Source organism: Leisingera aquaemixtae (assembly GCF_019801145.1).
Taxonomy (GTDB): Bacteria; Pseudomonadota; Alphaproteobacteria; order Rhodobacterales; family Rhodobacteraceae; genus Leisingera; species Leisingera aquaemixtae_A.
The window spans coordinates 188,057-204,650 of record NZ_JAHVJQ010000004.1 but is presented as its reverse complement, the minus strand read 5'-3'; the positions used below and the strand labels follow the sequence as shown (position 1 = coordinate 204,650).

The 16,594-nt window shown below is 64.0% G+C and carries 15 protein-coding genes; 7 read left to right on the top strand and 8 right to left on the bottom strand.

Features of this window, described 5'->3' with window-relative positions:
* Positions 1–87 precede the first annotated feature (87 nt).
* Complete coding sequence (locus KUW17_RS11280; RefSeq protein ID WP_222479061.1) at positions 88–849, top strand: VacJ family lipoprotein; 762 nt, start codon at positions 88–90, stop codon at positions 847–849.
* 2 nt (positions 850–851) lie between these two features.
* On the top strand, positions 852–1,448 hold the full coding sequence (locus tag KUW17_RS11275) for a phospholipid-binding protein MlaC (RefSeq protein WP_222479060.1): 597 nt from the start codon (positions 852–854) through the stop codon (positions 1,446–1,448).
* A 189-nt stretch (positions 1,449–1,637) separates the two neighbouring features.
* Here the strand turns inward: KUW17_RS11275 and KUW17_RS11270 are convergent, their stop codons facing one another.
* Positions 1,638–3,854 carry a transglycosylase domain-containing protein gene (locus tag KUW17_RS11270; RefSeq protein WP_222479059.1) on the bottom strand — a complete coding sequence of 739 codons (2,217 nt, stop codon included), beginning with the start codon at positions 3,852–3,854 and terminating at the stop codon, positions 1,638–1,640.
* Between the two features lie 269 nt (positions 3,855–4,123).
* On the opposite strand from KUW17_RS11270, the gene KUW17_RS11265 reads away from it, so the two are divergent.
* Together KUW17_RS11265 and KUW17_RS11260 are read left to right on the top strand one after the other, a co-directional pair.
* Entirely contained in the window at positions 4,124–4,462 is a 339-nt protein-coding gene (locus KUW17_RS11265; protein ID WP_027257453.1) for a P-II family nitrogen regulator, read from the top strand.
* A gap of 26 nt (positions 4,463–4,488) precedes the next feature.
* On the top strand, positions 4,489–5,823 hold the full coding sequence (locus tag KUW17_RS11260; RefSeq protein ID WP_222479058.1) for an ammonium transporter: 1,335 nt from the start codon (positions 4,489–4,491) through the stop codon (positions 5,821–5,823).
* A 143-nt stretch (positions 5,824–5,966) separates the two neighbouring features.
* On the opposite strand, the gene KUW17_RS11255 is transcribed toward KUW17_RS11260, so the two are convergent.
* The 3 genes from KUW17_RS11255 to sseA form a co-directional block, all read right to left on the bottom strand.
* Positions 5,967–6,224 carry a hypothetical protein gene (locus KUW17_RS11255; protein ID WP_019297310.1) on the bottom strand — a complete coding sequence of 86 codons (258 nt, stop codon included), beginning with the start codon at positions 6,222–6,224 and terminating at the stop codon, positions 5,967–5,969.
* A gap of 265 nt (positions 6,225–6,489) precedes the next feature.
* Positions 6,490–7,674 carry an aromatic amino acid transaminase gene (locus KUW17_RS11250; RefSeq protein WP_222479057.1) on the bottom strand — a complete coding sequence of 395 codons (1,185 nt, stop codon included), beginning with the start codon at positions 7,672–7,674 and terminating at the stop codon, positions 6,490–6,492.
* Positions 7,674–8,528: a 3-mercaptopyruvate sulfurtransferase gene (gene sseA / locus KUW17_RS11245; RefSeq protein ID WP_222479056.1), complete on the bottom strand. Its 855-nt coding sequence runs from the start codon at positions 8,526–8,528 to the stop codon at positions 7,674–7,676. Before sseA ends, KUW17_RS11250 begins: the two co-directional genes overlap by 1 nt.
* A gap of 104 nt (positions 8,529–8,632) precedes the next feature.
* On the opposite strand from sseA, the gene KUW17_RS11240 reads away from it, so the two are divergent.
* Entirely contained in the window at positions 8,633–9,922 is a 1,290-nt protein-coding gene (locus KUW17_RS11240; protein ID WP_261397163.1) for a leucine-rich repeat domain-containing protein, read from the top strand.
* A 2-nt stretch (positions 9,923–9,924) separates the two neighbouring features.
* Here KUW17_RS11240 and smpB read toward each other — a convergent pair whose 3' ends face one another.
* From smpB to KUW17_RS11225, 3 genes are all read right to left on the bottom strand, one after another.
* Positions 9,925–10,407 (bottom strand): SsrA-binding protein SmpB, encoded by a 483-nt coding sequence (gene smpB, locus KUW17_RS11235; RefSeq protein ID WP_222479055.1) that lies wholly within the window; start codon positions 10,405–10,407, stop codon positions 9,925–9,927.
* A 45-nt stretch (positions 10,408–10,452) separates the two neighbouring features.
* Positions 10,453–11,307: a DMT family transporter gene (locus tag KUW17_RS11230; RefSeq protein ID WP_222479054.1), complete on the bottom strand. Its 855-nt coding sequence runs from the start codon at positions 11,305–11,307 to the stop codon at positions 10,453–10,455.
* Positions 11,308–11,385: 78 nt separating this feature from the next.
* Positions 11,386–11,946 carry a helix-turn-helix domain-containing protein gene (locus tag KUW17_RS11225; RefSeq protein WP_222479053.1) on the bottom strand — a complete coding sequence of 187 codons (561 nt, stop codon included), beginning with the start codon at positions 11,944–11,946 and terminating at the stop codon, positions 11,386–11,388.
* Positions 11,947–12,050: 104 nt separating this feature from the next.
* On the opposite strand from KUW17_RS11225, the gene KUW17_RS11220 reads away from it, so the two are divergent.
* Both KUW17_RS11220 and ilvD read left to right on the top strand, forming a co-directional pair.
* Complete coding sequence (locus KUW17_RS11220; protein WP_222479052.1) at positions 12,051–13,229, top strand: benzoate/H(+) symporter BenE family transporter; 1,179 nt, start codon at positions 12,051–12,053, stop codon at positions 13,227–13,229.
* Between the two features lie 133 nt (positions 13,230–13,362).
* Positions 13,363–15,207 carry a dihydroxy-acid dehydratase gene (gene ilvD, locus KUW17_RS11215; protein WP_222479051.1) on the top strand — a complete coding sequence of 615 codons (1,845 nt, stop codon included), beginning with the start codon at positions 13,363–13,365 and terminating at the stop codon, positions 15,205–15,207.
* A 437-nt stretch (positions 15,208–15,644) separates the two neighbouring features.
* On the opposite strand, the gene KUW17_RS11210 is transcribed toward ilvD, so the two are convergent.
* On the bottom strand, positions 15,645–16,463 hold the full coding sequence (locus KUW17_RS11210; RefSeq protein WP_222479050.1) for a sulfotransferase family protein: 819 nt from the start codon (positions 16,461–16,463) through the stop codon (positions 15,645–15,647).
* Positions 16,464–16,594 lie beyond the last annotated feature (131 nt).

Below are 16,594 nucleotides of genomic sequence, written 5' to 3'. Positions count from 1 at the left end.
AAAATGTAATCAGACTGGAAATCGGCTTGAGAACCCATATCTGCTCTCCGACGCGCCTGTTCCAGTACCAATTGGACTATTACCCGAATGCCCTTCATGTTGCGACCGTTTAAATTTTTACCCGCGCTGCTGCTGGCGGTTTTCGCCGCAGGCTGCGCCACTCAGGATCCGGTTGCGCGCGCTTCTGGCGAAGTCTTTGACCCTTATGAACGGACCAACCGCACCATTCACGCCTTCAACCGCGGTGTCGACCGGATCGCCTTCCGCCCTGCCTCCAAAGGCTATGTGGCGATTGTGCCCGCACCGATGGTCACCAGCTTCTCGTATTTTGCCGAAAACCTGTCAATGCCGGGGCAGATGGTCAACGCATTGCTGCAAGGCGATCTGAAAACGGCAGGCAACGCGTTTTCGCGCTTTGTGATCAACTCGACCGTGGGCTTTGCCGGACTTGCCGACCCGGCCAGCGAATTCAAAATCCCGGCCGTCGATACCGATTTCGGTGAAACGCTGCACACATGGGGGGTCGGTGAAGGCGCCTATGTGGAACTGCCCCTGCTCGGCCCCTCCACCAGCCGCGATGCGGTGGGTGTCGCCGTTGACTTCTTCACCAATCCGCTGGGATATGCCCAGCAGAATACAGCCGATAACATTACCATCTACGCCGAGATCGTGCGCCGCATGGGTGATCGTGGCAACTTTTCCGACACGATCGACTCGATTCTGTACGAGAGCGCCGACAGCTACGCGCAATCGCGGCTGATCTACCTGCAGAACCGCCGGTTCGAGCTGGGTGACGGCGCAGAAATCCAGGAAATCGACCCGTTCGAACTGAACACGGAAGGATTCTAAACATGGACCGCCGCAAATTCCTGACCAGGCTCGCCGCTGGCGGTGCTGCGCTGGCCGCTGCGCCGCAGGCACTGTGGGCGCTGACCGAGAACAGCGCAAGCACGCTGATCAACAGCCTGGTCGGCGACATCAACCGGGTGATCGCCTCCGGCAAGAGCGAGAGCGCGATGTTCCGCGACTTCGAGCGGATCTTCCAGCGCTACAGCGACACCTCCTATATCGCAGCCTACGCGCTGGGAGCGGACGGCCGCCGGGCGTCTCCGGCCCAGAAGAAGGCCTTCTCCAAGGCGTTCCAGGGCTACATCTCGCGCAAGTACGGAAAACGCTTCCGCGAATTCATCGGCGGCAAGCTGGAAGTGACCGGCGTTAAGCGGGTGAAGAAGTGGTATGAGGTGAGCACCATCGCCTACCTCAAGGGCCAGTCGCCGTTCGAAGTGACCTTCCTGGTCTCCGACCGCTCCGGCCGGGACCTGTTCTTCAACATGTTCATCGAGGGTGTGAACCTGCTGCTGACTGAACGCACCGAGATCGGCGCGATCCTGGACCGCAACAAGGGCGACATCAACGCGCTGATCGCGGAGCTGGAGCGGCTGAGCTGAACAGATCCTTCAAGGCATGATCCGGAAAGGCTTCCTTCGGGAAGCCTTTTTTGTTTGACCGCCCCTCCGGCCCTTGCAGCCCGGCGGGCTCCCGCCCGCCGCGGCAGCATAGCCAATGCTGCGCTCCCGTTGGGCCAGGCGCACCGCCGGGTGCGGCGCCGGGCGGGAGCCCGCCGGGATGCAGGCCGGTCAGTTGCCCAGAATATCGCGCAGGATATTGTCCACCGCGCGGCCCAGTTCCTTGCCAAGCTGCGGCCCCTGGCGTCGGCGGCGTTCGCGGCGGGTCTGCTGCGGCGGCGGTGCGATCGGTGCGGGCTCCAGCATCGGCAGCGGCTTCGGCTCCAGTCCGTCATGCACCCTCACCATGGTTTCGCGCCAGATCTCGGCGGGCAGGCCGCCGCCGGTCACGCCGGAGAGCGGCGTGTTGTCGTCATAGCCCATCCAGACACCCGCCACGTAATCGGCGGTGAAGCCGATGAACCAGGCATCCTTGGCGGCCGAAGTGGTGCCGGATTTGCCAGCCGCCTGCCAGCCCGGGATCTGCGCCCGCTGGCCGGTGCCGCCGGCAATCACCTTCTCCATCATCCAGACCAGCTGCTGCGCTGCTTCTGTGCGGATCACCCGCTCGCCGATGCCGCCGCTGGCGCCCATCAGCGCCTCGTTGTCCTCCACAAGCTTCAGCTCGGTCACCCCGTAAGGCGTCACCGACGAGCCGCCGTTGAGGATGCCGGCATAGGCGCCGGTCATTTCCAGAAGCGAGCTCTCGGACGCGCCCAGCGCCAGCGCCGGACCGGCAGCCAGGTCGCTGTCGATGCCGAAATCCCGGGCCACGCGGCTCACCTTGTCGCGCCCGACCGCCTCCGAAATCTTCACCGCCGGGACGTTCAGCGAATCCCTGAGCGCCCGCGCCAAGGTCACCTCGCCATAGAACTTGCGGGTATAGTTGTCGGGGCACCACTGGCCGGAGCCGGGTATGTTCAGGCAGTATTTCGCATCCAGCACCCGGTCGTAAGGCGAATAGCCCAGCTCCAGCGCGGTGGCATAGACAAAGGGCTTGAAGGCCGACCCGGTTTGCCGCTTGGCCTGGGTGGCGCGGTTGAACACACCGGAGACGCGGGTCTTGCGCCCGCCCACCATGGCGCGCACAGCGCCGTCTGCGCTCATCACCACAATCGCCGCCTGCGCCTTGGACCCCTCGCGGACCTTGTTCTCGAACACGTACTTCAGCGCGTCTTCCGCAGCGGCCTGCAGCCGCTGGTCCATGGTGGAGCGGATCACCACATCCTCAGTGGTCTGGTCGCCCAGGAAGTCCGGAATGCTGTCCATCACCCAGTCGGCGAAGTAGCCGCCCGCCCGCGCGGCCGCGGCCTCGCTCAGCACTGCCGGGTTGTCCTGGTATTTCTGCATCTCCGCCGTGGTCAGGTAGCCCTGTTCCTGCATCAGCCGCAGCACGGTGGCGGCCCGGTCCTGCGAGCGCTGCAGATTGTTTGTGGGCGCCAGCGTCGAGGGCGCGGTCAGCAGACCCGCCAGCATTGCGCCCTCTGCCGGGTTCAGCTGGTTTGCTGACTTGCCGAAATACCGCTGCGCTGCGGCCTCCGCCCCATAGGCGCCGCCGCCCATATAGGCGCGGTTCATGTAGATCGAGAGGATTTCGTCCTTGGTGTATTTGGCTTCCATCGCCAGGGCAAAGATCGCCTCGGTCCCCTTGCGCCAGAGCGAACCCTTGCGGCAGTCGGCCTCATAGGCGCTTTCGCTCTTCCACTCAGCCGGGTCATAGATCTTGCCGAGGCAAAGCAGCTTTGCCGCCTGCTGGGTGATGGTGGAACCGCCGTGGCCCGACAGCGGCCCGCGCCCTTCGCTCAGGTTGATGCGCACGGCGCTGGCGATACCGCGCGGCGACAGGCCGAGGTGGCGGTAGAACCGCTTGTCTTCGGTCGCCACAATCGCGTTTTTCAGATGCGGCGAGACCGTGTCCGCCGTCACCACGCCGCCGAACTGGTCGCCGCGCCAGGCAAAGACCTCGCCCTCGCGGTCCAGAATGGTGACAGAGCCGCGGGCACGGCCGTCCAGATAGGCGGAAACCTCCGGCAGCCGGGCATATTGGAAAGCCACGGCCAGGCCCACCAGCGCACAGGCCACCATGCCGACACGCCAGGTAAAGCCCCAGACCAGCCGGAAGGCAAAGGCAAACGGCGCCAGCAGCCAGCCGATGAGGCCGCGTTTTTTCGCTGCAGGCCTGGCGCGCGTCTTCTTGCGGGTGAACAGCCGCCCCAGCAGACCGGGCTTCTTTGCCTTGCGCGCGGGCTTCTTGCGCGCAGGCTTCTTGGCAGCAGAGGCCTTGCCCTTGCCGCTTGCGGAATAGCGTTTCTCAGCCACCAAAGGCTTGCGCCCGGATCCTTGTGCCATCGTCTGTTCCTGCCCGGTTTGCCCGTTATCCGGCGACAATACCCTGACCGCGCCGGATTGTAGAGGGGGCAGAATCCGGACCTTTCCCCTTTTCCAGATGGCCGGTTTTTAAGCGAACCCGGCGAAAGGCGCAAAATTATTGTGCGCTCGCAGAAAGACGCGCGGAAACTTGCTGCCCTTGGCTTTGCACGACTCGGAGCGCCGGTTTTGCTGCAGGTGCGAAATGCATCGGCATGGGGCCGGCGTAAGCAAATGCAGGGGATGCTGCGATGAAAATGATCATAGCCGCCATCAAGCCCTTCAAGCTGGACGAGGTCCGCGAGGCGCTGACCGGTCTTGGCGTGAGCGGGCTGATGGTCACTGAAATCAAGGGCTTTGGCGCGCAGGCGGGCCATACCGAAATTTACCGCGGCGCGGAATACGAAGTGAATTTCGTGCCGAAACTGAAGCTGGAGCTGGTGGTGCCCGCCGATCAGGCCGAACAGGCCGTCAGCGCGATCTCCGAAACCGCCCGCACCGGCAAGATCGGCGACGGCAAGATATTCGTCCTGGATGTTGAACAGGCCCTGCGGGTGCGCACCGGCGAAACCAATCTCGAGGCGCTGTGAGCGCGCCCGGCATGGAGGAAAGACTAATGAAGACCCTGAAACTCCCCCTTGCGGCCCTGGCGCTGAGCGCGCTTCCGGGCCTGGCGCTGGCCCAGGACGGCCCGGCGCCGGGCGTGAACCCCGCAACCGACACCGTGTTCATCCTGAACTCGCTCCTGTTCCTGATCGGTGGCTGCCTGGTGTTCTGGATGGCAGCGGGCTTTGCCATGCTCGAGGCCGGCCTGGTGCGCTCCAAGAACGTGACCATGCAGCTGACCAAGAACATGGCGCTGTTTTCACTGGCGGCGCTGTTCTACTGGCTGATTGGCTACAACCTGATGTACCCGCTGGGCAACTGGGCCGTCGACGGCGTCCTGTCCGGTGTCTTTGGCCCCGGCGTGCTGGAGGCGGTGGGGATCACCGCGGAAGGTGCGGATGATTATTCCTATGCCTCCACCGGGTCGGATTTCTTCTTTCAGCTGATGTTCTGCGCCGCCACTGCCTCGATCGTGTCGGGCACCCTGGCGGAACGCATCAAGCTGTGGCCGTTCCTGATCTTCACCATCATCCTGACCGCCGTGATCTATCCGTTCCAGGCCAGCTGGAAATGGGGCGGCGGCTTCCTGGAGGAAATGGGCTTCCTGGATTTCGCAGGTTCCACCGTGGTGCATTCGGTGGGCGGCTGGGCCGCACTGACCGGCGCGCTAATCCTCGGCCCCCGCATCGGCAAGTACAAGGACGGCAAGACCATTCCGATGCCCGGCTCCAACCTGGCGCTGGCCACGCTTGGCACCTTCATCCTGTGGATGGGCTGGTTCGGCTTCAACGGCGGCTCGCAGCTGGCCATGGGCTCGATCGGCGACGTGGCAGACATCAGCCGCATCTTCGCCAACACCAATGCCGCAGCAGCTGGCGGCGCCGTGGCTGCGCTGGTGCTGACCCAGCTTCTGTTCAAGAAACCGGACCTGACCATGATCCTGAACGGCGCGCTGGCCGGCCTGGTGGCAATCACTGCTGAACCGCTGACCCCGGGCCTGGGCCTGTCCACCCTGATCGGTGCCATCGGCGGCGTGATCGTAGTGTTTGCGGTGCCGATGCTGGACAAGCTGCGCATCGACGACGTGGTCGGCGCCATCCCGGTGCACCTTTTCTGCGGCATCTGGGGCACCGTTGCGGTGGTGCTGTCGAACCCCGATGCCACCCTGCTGAAGCAGCTGACCGGGATTGCCGTAGTGGGTGTGTTCACCGTTGCAGCCTCTGCCGTCGTGTGGATGGTGCTGCGCGCCACCACCGGCATCCGGGTTGAGGAAGAGGACGAGGTCAACGGGCTGGACATGGCGGAGCTGGGCATGGAAGCCTATCCCGAGTTCTCTCTGAGCTGACCTTGCAGCCTGGAATCAAAAGCGCGGCGCCTGTTTCAGGCGCCGCGTTTGCGTTCCGGCGGGGCTCCCGCCAGGTGCAGGATCATCAAGAGTTGATCCCTCCCTGTTGGGCCGGGCGCCGCTGCCGCGGCGCGGTTCCGGGCTCAGCCCTGGGGGACAACAATCACCTTGGGCGCCTTCTGGTCGCGGTAGTCGCGGCGGTCTTCGGCGCGGTCCAGATGGTCCTCCACCACATCCCAGACGCCGGTATCGACAGCTTCATCCCGGCGGTTCTCCCGGCGGTCGGCGCGGTTCTCCACCCGGTCGATGACCTCGCCGTTTGCAGCAAAGGCGGGGGCGGCCAGCGGCAGGGCAACGGCGGCGGACAGGATCACGGCGAGGGCGGATTTTGCGAGGGTCATTTCGATCTCCTAGGCTGTGTTGCTATGTGACTTCCGCAAGCACAAACGCGGGGCTTTGGCGCTTCCGTCGCCCTTGCGCACATGACCTAGCGTCAAGCGGCATCTCGCACCGCGCCGGCGGTGCCACACCCAAGCCTGCAAAGAGCTTGGCGCAGCCAGGGTGCACAGCAGGCGCGGGAGCCCTGCCCTCGCAATGCCGCAAGCCACCGCGCCAAAAAAACGCGCCCGCAAGGGGCGCGTTCCTGGATTTCAAAGTGACAGAGGCTCAGACGCCGGCGTCGACAATCGCCTTGGCCAGCACCGGCACGGTATTTGCGTTGAGGCCCGCGATATTCAGGCGGCTGTCGCCGACCATGTAGATGCCGTTGTCGACCCGCATCTTCTCGACCAGCTCCGGCGTGGTGCCGAGGAGCGAGAACATGCCGCGGTGCTGGGCGATGAAGCTGAACCGGTCGGAGCCGGTCAGGCGCTGCAACTCATCCGCCAGCTGCTGGCGCAGGCCCAGCATGCCGAGGCGCACTTCCTCCAGCTCTGCCGCCCAGTCGGTTCGAAGGGCATCGTCGTTCAGGATCATGGTCACCAGCCGGGCGCCATGATCCGGCGGAAAGGAGTAGTTCTGCCGGTTCAGGAACGCCAGGGTGCCCTGGTTCAGCGCCTGAGCCGAGGCATCGTTGGACACCGCCATCAGCAGGCCGGTGCGCTCGCGGTAGATGCCGAAGTTTTTGGAGCAGCTGGCCGCAATCAGCACCTCGGGGCAGCTGGAGGCCACCAGGCGCACGCCCAGCGCGTCTTCTTCCAGACCGTCGCCAAAGCCCTGATAGGCGATGTCGATCATCGGGATCAGGCCGCGCTCGTTCAACAGCGCGATGACCTCTTTCCACTGCACCTCGTTGAGGTTGGCGCCGGTCGGGTTGTGGCAGCAGCCGTGCAGCAGCACCACGTCGCCCTTCTGCGCGCCTTTCAGGTCTTCCATCATGCCGTCGAAGTTCACACCGCGGGTGTCGCGGTCGAAATAGCGGTAGACGACGGTCTCGATGCCGACATAGTTCAGGATCGACACATGGTTCGGCCAGGTCGGATCCGACACAAAGACGCGCGCCTTGGGGTTGGCCATCTTGATCAGCTCAAACGCCTGGCGCACTGCACCGGTGCCGCCGGGGGTCGCAGCAGCCGCGATGTTTTCACGCGCAACCGCATCGCCCAGGATCAGCTTGATCATCGCATCCGCATAGGCCGGGTCGCCAGCCAGGCCGACATAGGACTTGCTGGTCTGCTCTTCCCACAGCTTGTGCTCGGCCGCCTTGATGGCACGCATCACCGGGGTGACGCCCTCGGCGTTCTTATAGACGCCGACGCCAAGGTCGATCTTGTCCGCGCGCGGGTCGTCGCGGAACATCTGCATCAGCGCCAGGATCTTGTCGGCGGGCTGGGGTTTCAGGGTCTCGAACATCAGTTCTCTCCGGTAGCAACGGGAAGGGTCGGGAAGGCACCCCACTCCACCCAGGACCCGTCATAAAGCGAATGATCGGTCTTGCCGAGACGCTCCAGGGCGAGGCTGAGGATGGCGGCGGTAACGCCCGATCCGCAGGAAGTAATCGCAGGTTTGCTCAGATCGACGCCGGCGGCCTCAAAGGCGGCGCGGATGCCATCGGCGTCCTTCATGGTGCCATCCGCGTTCAGCACCTGGCCGAAAGGCACATTGCGGGAGCCGGGAATATGGCCCGCCCGCAGCCCCTCGCGCGGCTCCGGCGCGTCACCGCGGTATCGCTCGGCGGAGCGGGCATCGATGATTTCGTGGTCGCCCAGCTTGGCGGCGGCAGAGACCTGGGTCACATCGCGCACCATGTGGTTCTGCACCCGCACGGTCATATGGCGGTCGCGGATCACCGGCGGCAGATCCTCGACCGGATGGCCTTCGGCCTGCCATTTCGGAAAGCCGCCGTCCAGCACCGCAACATTGGTCTGCCCCATCAGCCGGAACAGCCACCAGACACGGGCCGCCGAGAACAGGCCGGCACCGTCGTAGACCACCACCTGGTGGCCGTCGCCGACGCCCATGGCGCGCAGCTTGGACATGAATTTTTCAACCGGCGGCACCATATGCGGCAAGTCGGAGCGGTTGTCGGAAATCTCGTCGATATCAAAGAACCGCGCGCCGGGGATATGGGCGGCCTCATACTCCGCCTTGGCGTCGCGCTCCTGCTGCGGCAGATACCATGATGCGTCCAGCACCCGAAGATCCGGGTCCTTCAGATGGGCCGCAAGCCATTCTGTAGAAACGAGTGTCTTCGGATCGTCCAGCATCAAAGTACCTCCCTGACTGCACATGGCCATGGGTACATCCCGCGGCTGAGCGGTGCAAGCAATCCCGTTCCGTTACCAGCCGAGGTGCGCATCCTGCGCGTGTTTTGCGGAGCGGCAACGCATGTTTTACGGAGCAGCAACATGTTGCCTGCATTATTCCGGCACATTCCAGAATAGGTAATCGCATGTCAGGTTTACGCATTTTTCTTGCTTTCGTTCTTTTGACCGCCAGGCTGACAGCCCCCCTTCCCGCGCATGCGAGCTGTGTAGAGATCGGGGAAACATGCATAGAAAGCAGCGACTTAAAGGCAAATCTGCGGATAGGCGCGGGTCTGTCCGGCATACAGGATCTGATACAGTTTCAGCAATTGACCGAGCTGTCGCTGATGGCGGAACCGGGGTTTGAGGACCCGGTGGACTTGTCGCCGCTGGCTCAGCTTCCCAAATTGGAGAAACTGGCGCTGGTGGGGCTCACCGTTCCCGATCTGGCGCCTCTCACCCGGTTGCCGGAGCTGACACGGCTGAGCCTTGATTCTGTCCGGACCCGCGATTTCACTCCGCTGGCGCAAATGACCGGGCTGGAGCACCTGTCGGTCTGGGGTATCAGGGAGGTGACTGACCTCTCTCTCCTGCGCGGCTATACGCGCTTGCAAAGCCTGAATATTGCCGGCTCCGGCGTAACCGACCTGACCCCCTTGGAAGGGATCGAAACGCTGGAGGTTCTCCTGGCTTTCCAAACCGGGATTTCGGATCTGGCACCGCTCGCCGCGGCGAACCTGCGCGTGGTCTGGATTTCCGGATGCCCGGTCCGCAGCCTGGCCCCGCTGGCAGCCTCCGGCAGACTGGAAATGCTGCGTGCCGACGGCAGCCGCCTGCAAAACCTGGACGGGCTTCAGAACAAGCCGCTCCTTCACACCGTGATCCTGACAGCCAGCCGCGTTGCCGACCTGACCCCCTTATCGGGTGCAGCCAGCCTGGCCGAACTGAACTTGGCAGACACCCAGGTTCGCGATCTCGCTCCGCTGGCAGGCCTGACGGCGCTTCGCAGACTGGTATTGGACAGGACCCCCGTCGACAGCCTTCAGCCGCTGGCTGGGACCAGCCTGCAGGAACTCTCCGCCGCCGGAACTGCGGTGACCAGCCTGGCACCCGTCCGGCATATGCAGGAACTCAAGCAACTTGGCATTTCAGGGACAGGCATCCGCGACCTGGAACCGCTCAGAGAACTGAAGAAACTTTCCATCCTAAGAGCCATTGGCCTGCCGCAAGAGAACCTGCGCCCGCTCTTGCAGGCTGAAAACCTCCGGATCCTCTTTGCCGGGCCGGACACCGGTCCGCAAAGGCGGCTGCTGGGGAAGGACCAGATTGCCGGTTACATCGGCGATGCCCCCTAGGGTCAGCGCGCGTCCTTCAGCAGCCGCTGCTTCTGGCGGCCCCAATCGCGCTTGGCCTGGGTCTCGCGCTTGTCGTGCAGCTTCTTGCCCTTTGCGATGCCCAGTTTGATCTTGGCGCGGCCCTTGTGGTTGAAATAGATCACCAGCGGCACCAGGGTCATGCCCTTGCGCTGGGTCAGGTTCCACAGATCCGACAGTTCCTTGCGCGACACCAGCAGCTTGCGGCGGCGGCGCTCCTCGTGCTTGAACACCTTGGCCTGCTCATAGGGCGGGATGTAGGAGTTCACCAGCCACAGTTCGCCATTCTCCACCGCGGCGTAGCTGTCCGCGATATTGGTGCCATTGCCGCGCAGCGCCTTGACCTCGGACCCTTCCAGCACGATGCCGCATTCGATATCGCTTTCGATTGCGTAATCGAAGCGTGCCCGCCGGTTCTCGGCGATCACCTTGTAATTCGGGTCAGATGTCTGCTTCTTCTTGGCCATGGGCGGCAGATGTAAGGCCGGGCGGCGGCGGGCGCAAGATGGCGCTTACGCCTTGCGGCTGCGCAGCAGCGTGAAAACACCACTGCCGACGATCACCGCGCTGCCGATAAGGGTCAGCGCGTCCGGGCTTTCGCCGAACACCAGCACCCCCAGCACCATGGCAAAGACCAGCCGGGTATAGCGGAACGGCGCAATGACGGAGATCTCTCCTGCGCGCATGGCCCCCGACAAAGCATTATAGGCAATCACCCCGATCACCGTGGCGGCGGCAATGTCCAGCCAGTTGCGCGGGGCCGGCCAGACCGCGCCGCCGGTCCAGCCCAGTGCAATGATCCCCGCGACCACCAGCATGGCAAAGCCCAGGAACCCCAGTTGGTTGTTGCTCATATCTTTGGGTGCCGCGCGGGTGGCCAGATCACGGCCCGCAAACCCCAAAGTGCCCGCCACCGCAAACAGCGAGGCCGGTTCAAAACCGCTCAAGCCAGGCCGCAGGATCAGCAGAACCCCGGCAAATCCCAGGCCAATCGCCAGCCAGCGCCGCCAGCCGACGGTCTCGCCAAAAAACACCACCGCGCCGGCCGCCACCACCAACGGTGTCGCCTGCAGAATGGCCGAGGCCGAGGACAAGGGCGTCAGCGCAATCGCCAGGGTGAAGCACAGCCGCCCGACCACCTCCGCCAGAGAGCGCAGCACCATCGGCCGCGTGCCAAACCCCCGGTGCCACGCAGCGTGCCCTTGCGCACGCGCCATCGCGGCAAAGATCGCCATGCCGCCAAGCCCGAACAGGATCAAGATCTGCCCCACCGGCAGGCTGGCGGCGGCGGATTTGATGAACATGTCCTCCAGCGCAAAGGCCGCCATGGCCAACACCATCAGAAGGCTTCCGCGCAGCGTGTCCATTCCCGGCTCCAAATCCTGCAAACTCAATCACTTGCGCAAGTGGTAGGCAGTCCAGAGAAAATACACAAGTGAAGCACATCAATCCCGCTGCGTCAGAACCGCCTGCCGGTAATGATGCATGTTGAGGAAAGCCGCGCCGGTCTCCCGGCTGCGGTAGCCATGCGGCTGATCGGCGGCAAAACGCAGGCCCTGGCCCGGCTCCAGCGCCACCCATTCGCCATCCCGAAGCACCTCCATGGAACCCTGCAGCACATAGACTTCCTCGGTCACACCGGTGTCATGCGGCTGCGACTGGTGGCTCTGCCCCGGCTTCAGAGTCACCTGAAAGGTCTCTGCCCCCAGCAGCGGATCAAACGGAAAGACGATCTTCACCCCAATGCTGCCCGGAAACTGCACCGTCTCATAGACACCGGTCGCAGCACTCACGGGCCGTGCGGCCTCTCCTAGCAGGGCGGTCAGCGGCAAGTGGAATCCCTTCGCGATCTTCCAAAGGGTGGCAATTGTCGGGCTTGATTCGCCGCGCTCGATCTGCCCCAGCATCGCCTTGCTGACCCCTGTGATCTCCGCCGCCTTGCTGAGGCTAAGCCCCGCTGCCGCGCGGATTTCCCGCAGGTTCAGGGTGATGCCGTCATCGCTCATTGTCTCTGCCCGTCAGAAAAGTCTTGTGCGCTATAACGCACGGACTGTAGTGTGCGCTATAACGCACGCCACCCTACCCTGCCCGGCCGCCAAGGAAAACCCGCATGCTCAAGGACCTGAAGCTTTCGCATATCGTTTCCGGCGCGGTGGCCGTCCTGGTCGGCTACACAGGCTCGGTTGCCATCATCTTTCAGGCGATCGAGGCCGTCGGCGCCACCCAGGCCCAGGCCAACAGCTGGATGCTGGTGCTGGGGCTCGGCATGGGCGTAACCTGCCTGATCCTGTCGCTGATCTACCGGATGCCGATCCTGACCGCCTGGTCGACGCCGGGCGCAGCGCTGCTGGCAGTCAGCCTCAACGGCGTGCCGCTGGCAGAGGCGGTGGGCGCCTTCCTTCTCTGCGCGGTGCTCCTGACCCTCACCGGCCTCACCGGCTGGTTCGCCGCCCTCTCCCGCCTGATACCGGACAGCCTGGCCAGCGCCATGCTCGCGGGCATTCTGTTCCAGTTCGGGCTGTCCGCCTTCACCTCGCTGCAGACCGACACTGCACTGGTGGCGGTGATGGGCCTCGCCTTCCTGGCCGGGCGCAAGCTGTTCCCCCGCTATTGTATTCCCGCGGTGCTGGCCGCCGGTGTGGCCTGGTGCGCAGCCACCGGCGCCTTCGGCAGCCTGGCGGCACTGGACATGACGCTCGCCCGCCCGGAATTCGTGATGCCCGCCTTCTCGCTGCCGGTGCTGATCGGCATCGGCCTGCCGCTCTACATCGTCACCATGTCCTCGCAGAACATGCCCGGCGTGGTGGCGCTGCGGGCCTGCGGCTACGAAACACCTGTCTCTGCCAGCCTGACTGTCACCGGCCTGGCCTCACTGCTGCTCGCGCCCTTCGGCGGCTTTGCCTTCAACCTCGCCGCCATCACCGCTGCCATCTGCGCCGGGCCGGAAGCGGACGAGAACCCGGACACCCGCTATTTGGCGGGCGTGATGACGGGTCTGCTCTACATCCTGGTGGGGCTGGGCGGCGCCACCGTGATCAGCCTGTTCCTGATCGCCCCCAAGGCGCTGGTCGCGACCGTCGCAGGCCTGGCGCTGCTGGCAACCATCGGCAACAGCCTCTCAGCCGCGCTGACAGAACCGCAGCGGCGCGAGGCCGCGCTCATTACCTTCATGACCACGGTCTCCGGCATCAGTTTCTATGGAATCGGCGCGCCGTTCTGGGCGCTGGTGCTGGGCCTTCTGGTGAATCACTGGCTGAAAAGCCCCGAACCTGCCCCCGCCCGCGCCTGAGAAACAGCCCGAGAGACATTTCGCCACTGAAATCCGGCGCAATCTGCGCCAAAATTACCGAACAGCCCCCCGGCCGGTTGCCTTTGTTGCGCAAATCGTGTCCCTGAGGGTAAAGACTAAGGGAACCAGCCTGATGCCAAAGTACCGATCCAGAACCTCCACCCATGGCCGCAACATGGCGGGCGCGCGCGGACTGTGGCGCGCCACCGGCATGAAGGACGATGATTTCGGCAAGCCGATCATCGCCATCGTCAACTCCTTCACCCAATTCGTGCCCGGCCACGTGCATCTCAAGGACCTGGGCCAGATGGTCGCCCGCGAGGTCGAGGCGGCCGGCGGCGTCGCCAAGGAGTTCAACACCATCGCGGTGGATGACGGCATCGCCATGGGCCATGACGGCATGCTCTACTCGCTGCCCTCGCGCGAGGTGATCGCCGACAGCGTCGAATACATGGTCAACGCGCACTGTGCGGACGCCATGGTCTGCATCTCCAACTGCGACAAGATCACTCCGGGGATGCTGATGGCCGCCATGCGCCTCAACATCCCGGCGATCTTCGTCTCCGGCGGCCCGATGGAAGCAGGCAAGATCGACATCGCCGATCTGGACATGAAAAAGATCGACCTGGTGGATGCCATGGTTGCCGCCGCGGATGACAAGTTCACCGACGAGCAGGTGAAGCATATCGAGGAAAACGCCTGCCCGACCTGCGGCTCCTGCTCCGGCATGTTCACCGCCAACTCGATGAACTGCCTGGCCGAGGCCCTGGGCCTGGCGCTGCCGGGCAACGGCTCGACGCTCGCCACCCACGCCGACCGCAAGGGCCTGTTCCTTGAAGCGGGGCGCAAGATCGTCGAGATCACCAAGCGCCACTACCAGGACGAGGAAAAGGGCCTGCTGCCGCGCGAGATCGCTACTTTCGAAGCTTTCGAAAACGCGATGAGCCTCGATATCGCCATGGGCGGCTCCACCAACACCGTGCTGCACCTCCTGGCCATCGCCAATGAGGGCGAGGTGGACTTTACCATGTCCGACATGGACCGCCTCAGCCGCCGGGTACCCTGCCTGTGCAAGGTCGCTCCGAACATCCACAACGTCCACATGGAGGACGTGCACCGTGCCGGCGGCATCTTCTCGATCCTGGGCGAGCTGAGCCGCGCAGGGCTCTTGCACAACGACTGCCACACCGTGCACTCCTCGACCATGGGCGAGGCGATTGCCAAATGGGACATCAAGGTCGCCAACAACCCGGAGGCCGAGGAGCTGTTCAAGGCCGCCCCCGGCGGCGTCCGCACCACGCAAGCCTTCTCTCAGGCCAACCGCTACAAAGAGCTGGACACCGACCGTGAAAACGGTGTGATCCGCGCCAAGGAGCACGCCTTCAGCCAGGACGGCGGCCTGGCGGTGCTGTTCGGCAACATCGCCCGCGAAGGCTGCATCGTGAAGACCGCGGGCGTCGATGAACACATCCTCAAGTTCACCGGCTCGGCTTATGTCTGCGAAAGCCAGGATGCGGCGGTGAACGACATCCTGACCGGCAAGGTCAAGGAAGGCGACGTGGTGGTGATCCGCTACGAAGGCCCGCGTGGCGGTCCGGGCATGCAGGAAATGCTCTACCCGACCTCCTACCTGAAGTCGAAGGGCCTGGGCAAAGCCTGCGCGCTGCTGACTGACGGTCGTTTCTCCGGCGGCACCTCCGGCCTGTCGATCGGCCATGTCTCCCCCGAGGCGGCCGAAGGCGGCACCATCGGCTTGGTGCGCCAGGGCGACACCATCGAGATCGACATCCCCAACCGCACGATCCATCTGGCTGTCTCCGACGAGGACCTGGCGGCACGCCGCGAGGAACAGGACGCCAAGGGCTGGAAACCCGCCGAGCCGCGCAAGCGCAAGGTCTCCAAGGCGCTGAAGGCCTATGCGCTGCTCGCCACCTCCGCCGCCAAGGGCGCCGTGCGTGCGCTGCCGGACGAAGACTGAGGCGCAATAGCCTGACTTTGGTTTCAAACCCGCCGCCTCAACGCGGCGGGTTTTCTTTTGCCCTCCGCGACTGAGGCCGGGTCAAGGGCCGCGCAAAGCGCGGCGGCGCAGCCGCTTGCCCTTGAGGCGGTTTCAGGTGCTTTAACATGGACAAGGCGCGTTCAGGGCAAACCTGCCCTGAACCGCTTCTCAGCAAATTCTGCGCCAGCAAAGACCTCCCGCCCCCGCTATGGCCCGCTGGCTGATGCCAGCACGCCACGCGGCGTTGTGCGCGGCCCCGTGCTGGCGCACGGCGCGCCTCCGGCGGGAGTATTTTCGGCAAAGAAGAAACTGCACGGAATTTGCTGCGCCGCACCAGCGGCGCCCGGCCCAAGGCTTGGTGCTGCGTCCCTGATGCAGCGCCAAGGCGCGGGAGCTTCTCTTGGGTCTGGACCCGCCTACTCCCCCAACTTGGCGTGGACCTCGTCCAGGTCGATTTCCCCCACCGGCATTTTGTTGCCCGGGTTCTCGAAATCGTATTTGAACAGCTCGAAATCGCGCTTGTAGATCTCGTAGACCAAATGCATCGACAGGTCGTCGAAATAGTCCTCGACCGGATGGGCGCGCTTGGGGCCGTGGCCTTCGCTTTCGTTGAAACGCGGGATTGCCTTCAGGTCCACGGGATGCGGCGTCTCGATCGCGTCCAGCACCCCTTGCATCCCGTCATTGAAGGCCTCGGTCCAGAAGATCCTGTTGTAACGTCCGCCGTTCAGGATGAAGGTCGACACATGCCCCGACATCGCCGACCAGTGGATGTCCGGCTCCATCGGGCGGCGCCAGCGGATGGTGTCGCGGGCAAACAGCAGGAAACGGCGAAAGCTCTTGATCTGGTCGAACTCCTGCTTGCCGTCGTCGCCGCCGACCTCGATCCCGTATTCATAGGCGAGCTTGGGCACCAGGTTGCCGCGGTAGCGCCGCCCGTTGCGCTGGATGCCGCAGATCTTGTCGAAAAACGAACTGAGGATGCGGGTATAGGGGTTGCGCACGCAGGTGAAGGCATAGGACCGCTGCCCTTGCACATTGCGGGTGATCACCTCCTGGCTGTGCTCCAGCGCCCATTTGTGCAGGCCGTCCTTGGCATCATGGATGTCGCCGTCATAGAACCGCCCGTGATCGGAGTAATAGAGGATCTGCCCGATCGTCGAGCAGGCGCATTTCGGCACCACCCGGTAGACCACACTTTCACTTTCCGTCATCCAGGTGCCGGGAAACCCCATCCGCTGCCCTCATTTGCTTCTTGCGCTGTGTACCAGCACTAATTGCATATGTTTACCGAAACGGGAACTATCTGGTTTATTCGTGCCCTTGGCGCGCTTATCAAGGTAAACAATCAGGCAGAACAAGGCAG

Excerpts from the sequence above, each read along its gene's own strand:
- KUW17_RS11210 (WP_222479050.1), bottom strand. The coding sequence starts at position 16,463 with ATGGGGTTTCCCGGCACCTGGATGACGGAAAGTGAAAGTGTGGTCTAC.
- KUW17_RS11225 (WP_222479053.1), bottom strand. The coding sequence starts at position 11,946 with ATGAGCGATGACGGCATCACCCTGAACCTGCGGGAAATCCGCGCGGCA.
- KUW17_RS11250 (WP_222479057.1), bottom strand. The coding sequence starts at position 7,674 with ATGTTCGAGACCCTGAAACCCCAGCCCGCCGACAAGATCCTGGCGCTG.
- KUW17_RS11270 (WP_222479059.1), bottom strand. The coding sequence starts at position 3,854 with ATGGCACAAGGATCCGGGCGCAAGCCTTTGGTGGCTGAGAAACGCTAT.
- ilvD (WP_222479051.1), top strand. The coding sequence starts at position 13,363 with ATGCCAAAGTACCGATCCAGAACCTCCACCCATGGCCGCAACATGGCG.
- KUW17_RS11220 (WP_222479052.1), top strand. The coding sequence starts at position 12,051 with ATGCTCAAGGACCTGAAGCTTTCGCATATCGTTTCCGGCGCGGTGGCC.
- KUW17_RS11275 (WP_222479060.1), top strand. The coding sequence starts at position 852 with ATGGACCGCCGCAAATTCCTGACCAGGCTCGCCGCTGGCGGTGCTGCG.
- KUW17_RS11260 (WP_222479058.1), top strand. The coding sequence starts at position 4,489 with ATGAAGACCCTGAAACTCCCCCTTGCGGCCCTGGCGCTGAGCGCGCTT.
- KUW17_RS11280 (WP_222479061.1), top strand. The coding sequence starts at position 88 with ATGCCCTTCATGTTGCGACCGTTTAAATTTTTACCCGCGCTGCTGCTG.
- KUW17_RS11255 (WP_019297310.1), bottom strand. The coding sequence starts at position 6,224 with ATGACCCTCGCAAAATCCGCCCTCGCCGTGATCCTGTCCGCCGCCGTT.
- smpB (WP_222479055.1), bottom strand. The coding sequence starts at position 10,407 with ATGGCCAAGAAGAAGCAGACATCTGACCCGAATTACAAGGTGATCGCC.
- KUW17_RS11265 (WP_027257453.1), top strand. The coding sequence starts at position 4,124 with ATGAAAATGATCATAGCCGCCATCAAGCCCTTCAAGCTGGACGAGGTC.
- sseA (WP_222479056.1), bottom strand. The coding sequence starts at position 8,528 with ATGCTGGACGATCCGAAGACACTCGTTTCTACAGAATGGCTTGCGGCC.
- KUW17_RS11230 (WP_222479054.1), bottom strand. The coding sequence starts at position 11,307 with ATGGACACGCTGCGCGGAAGCCTTCTGATGGTGTTGGCCATGGCGGCC.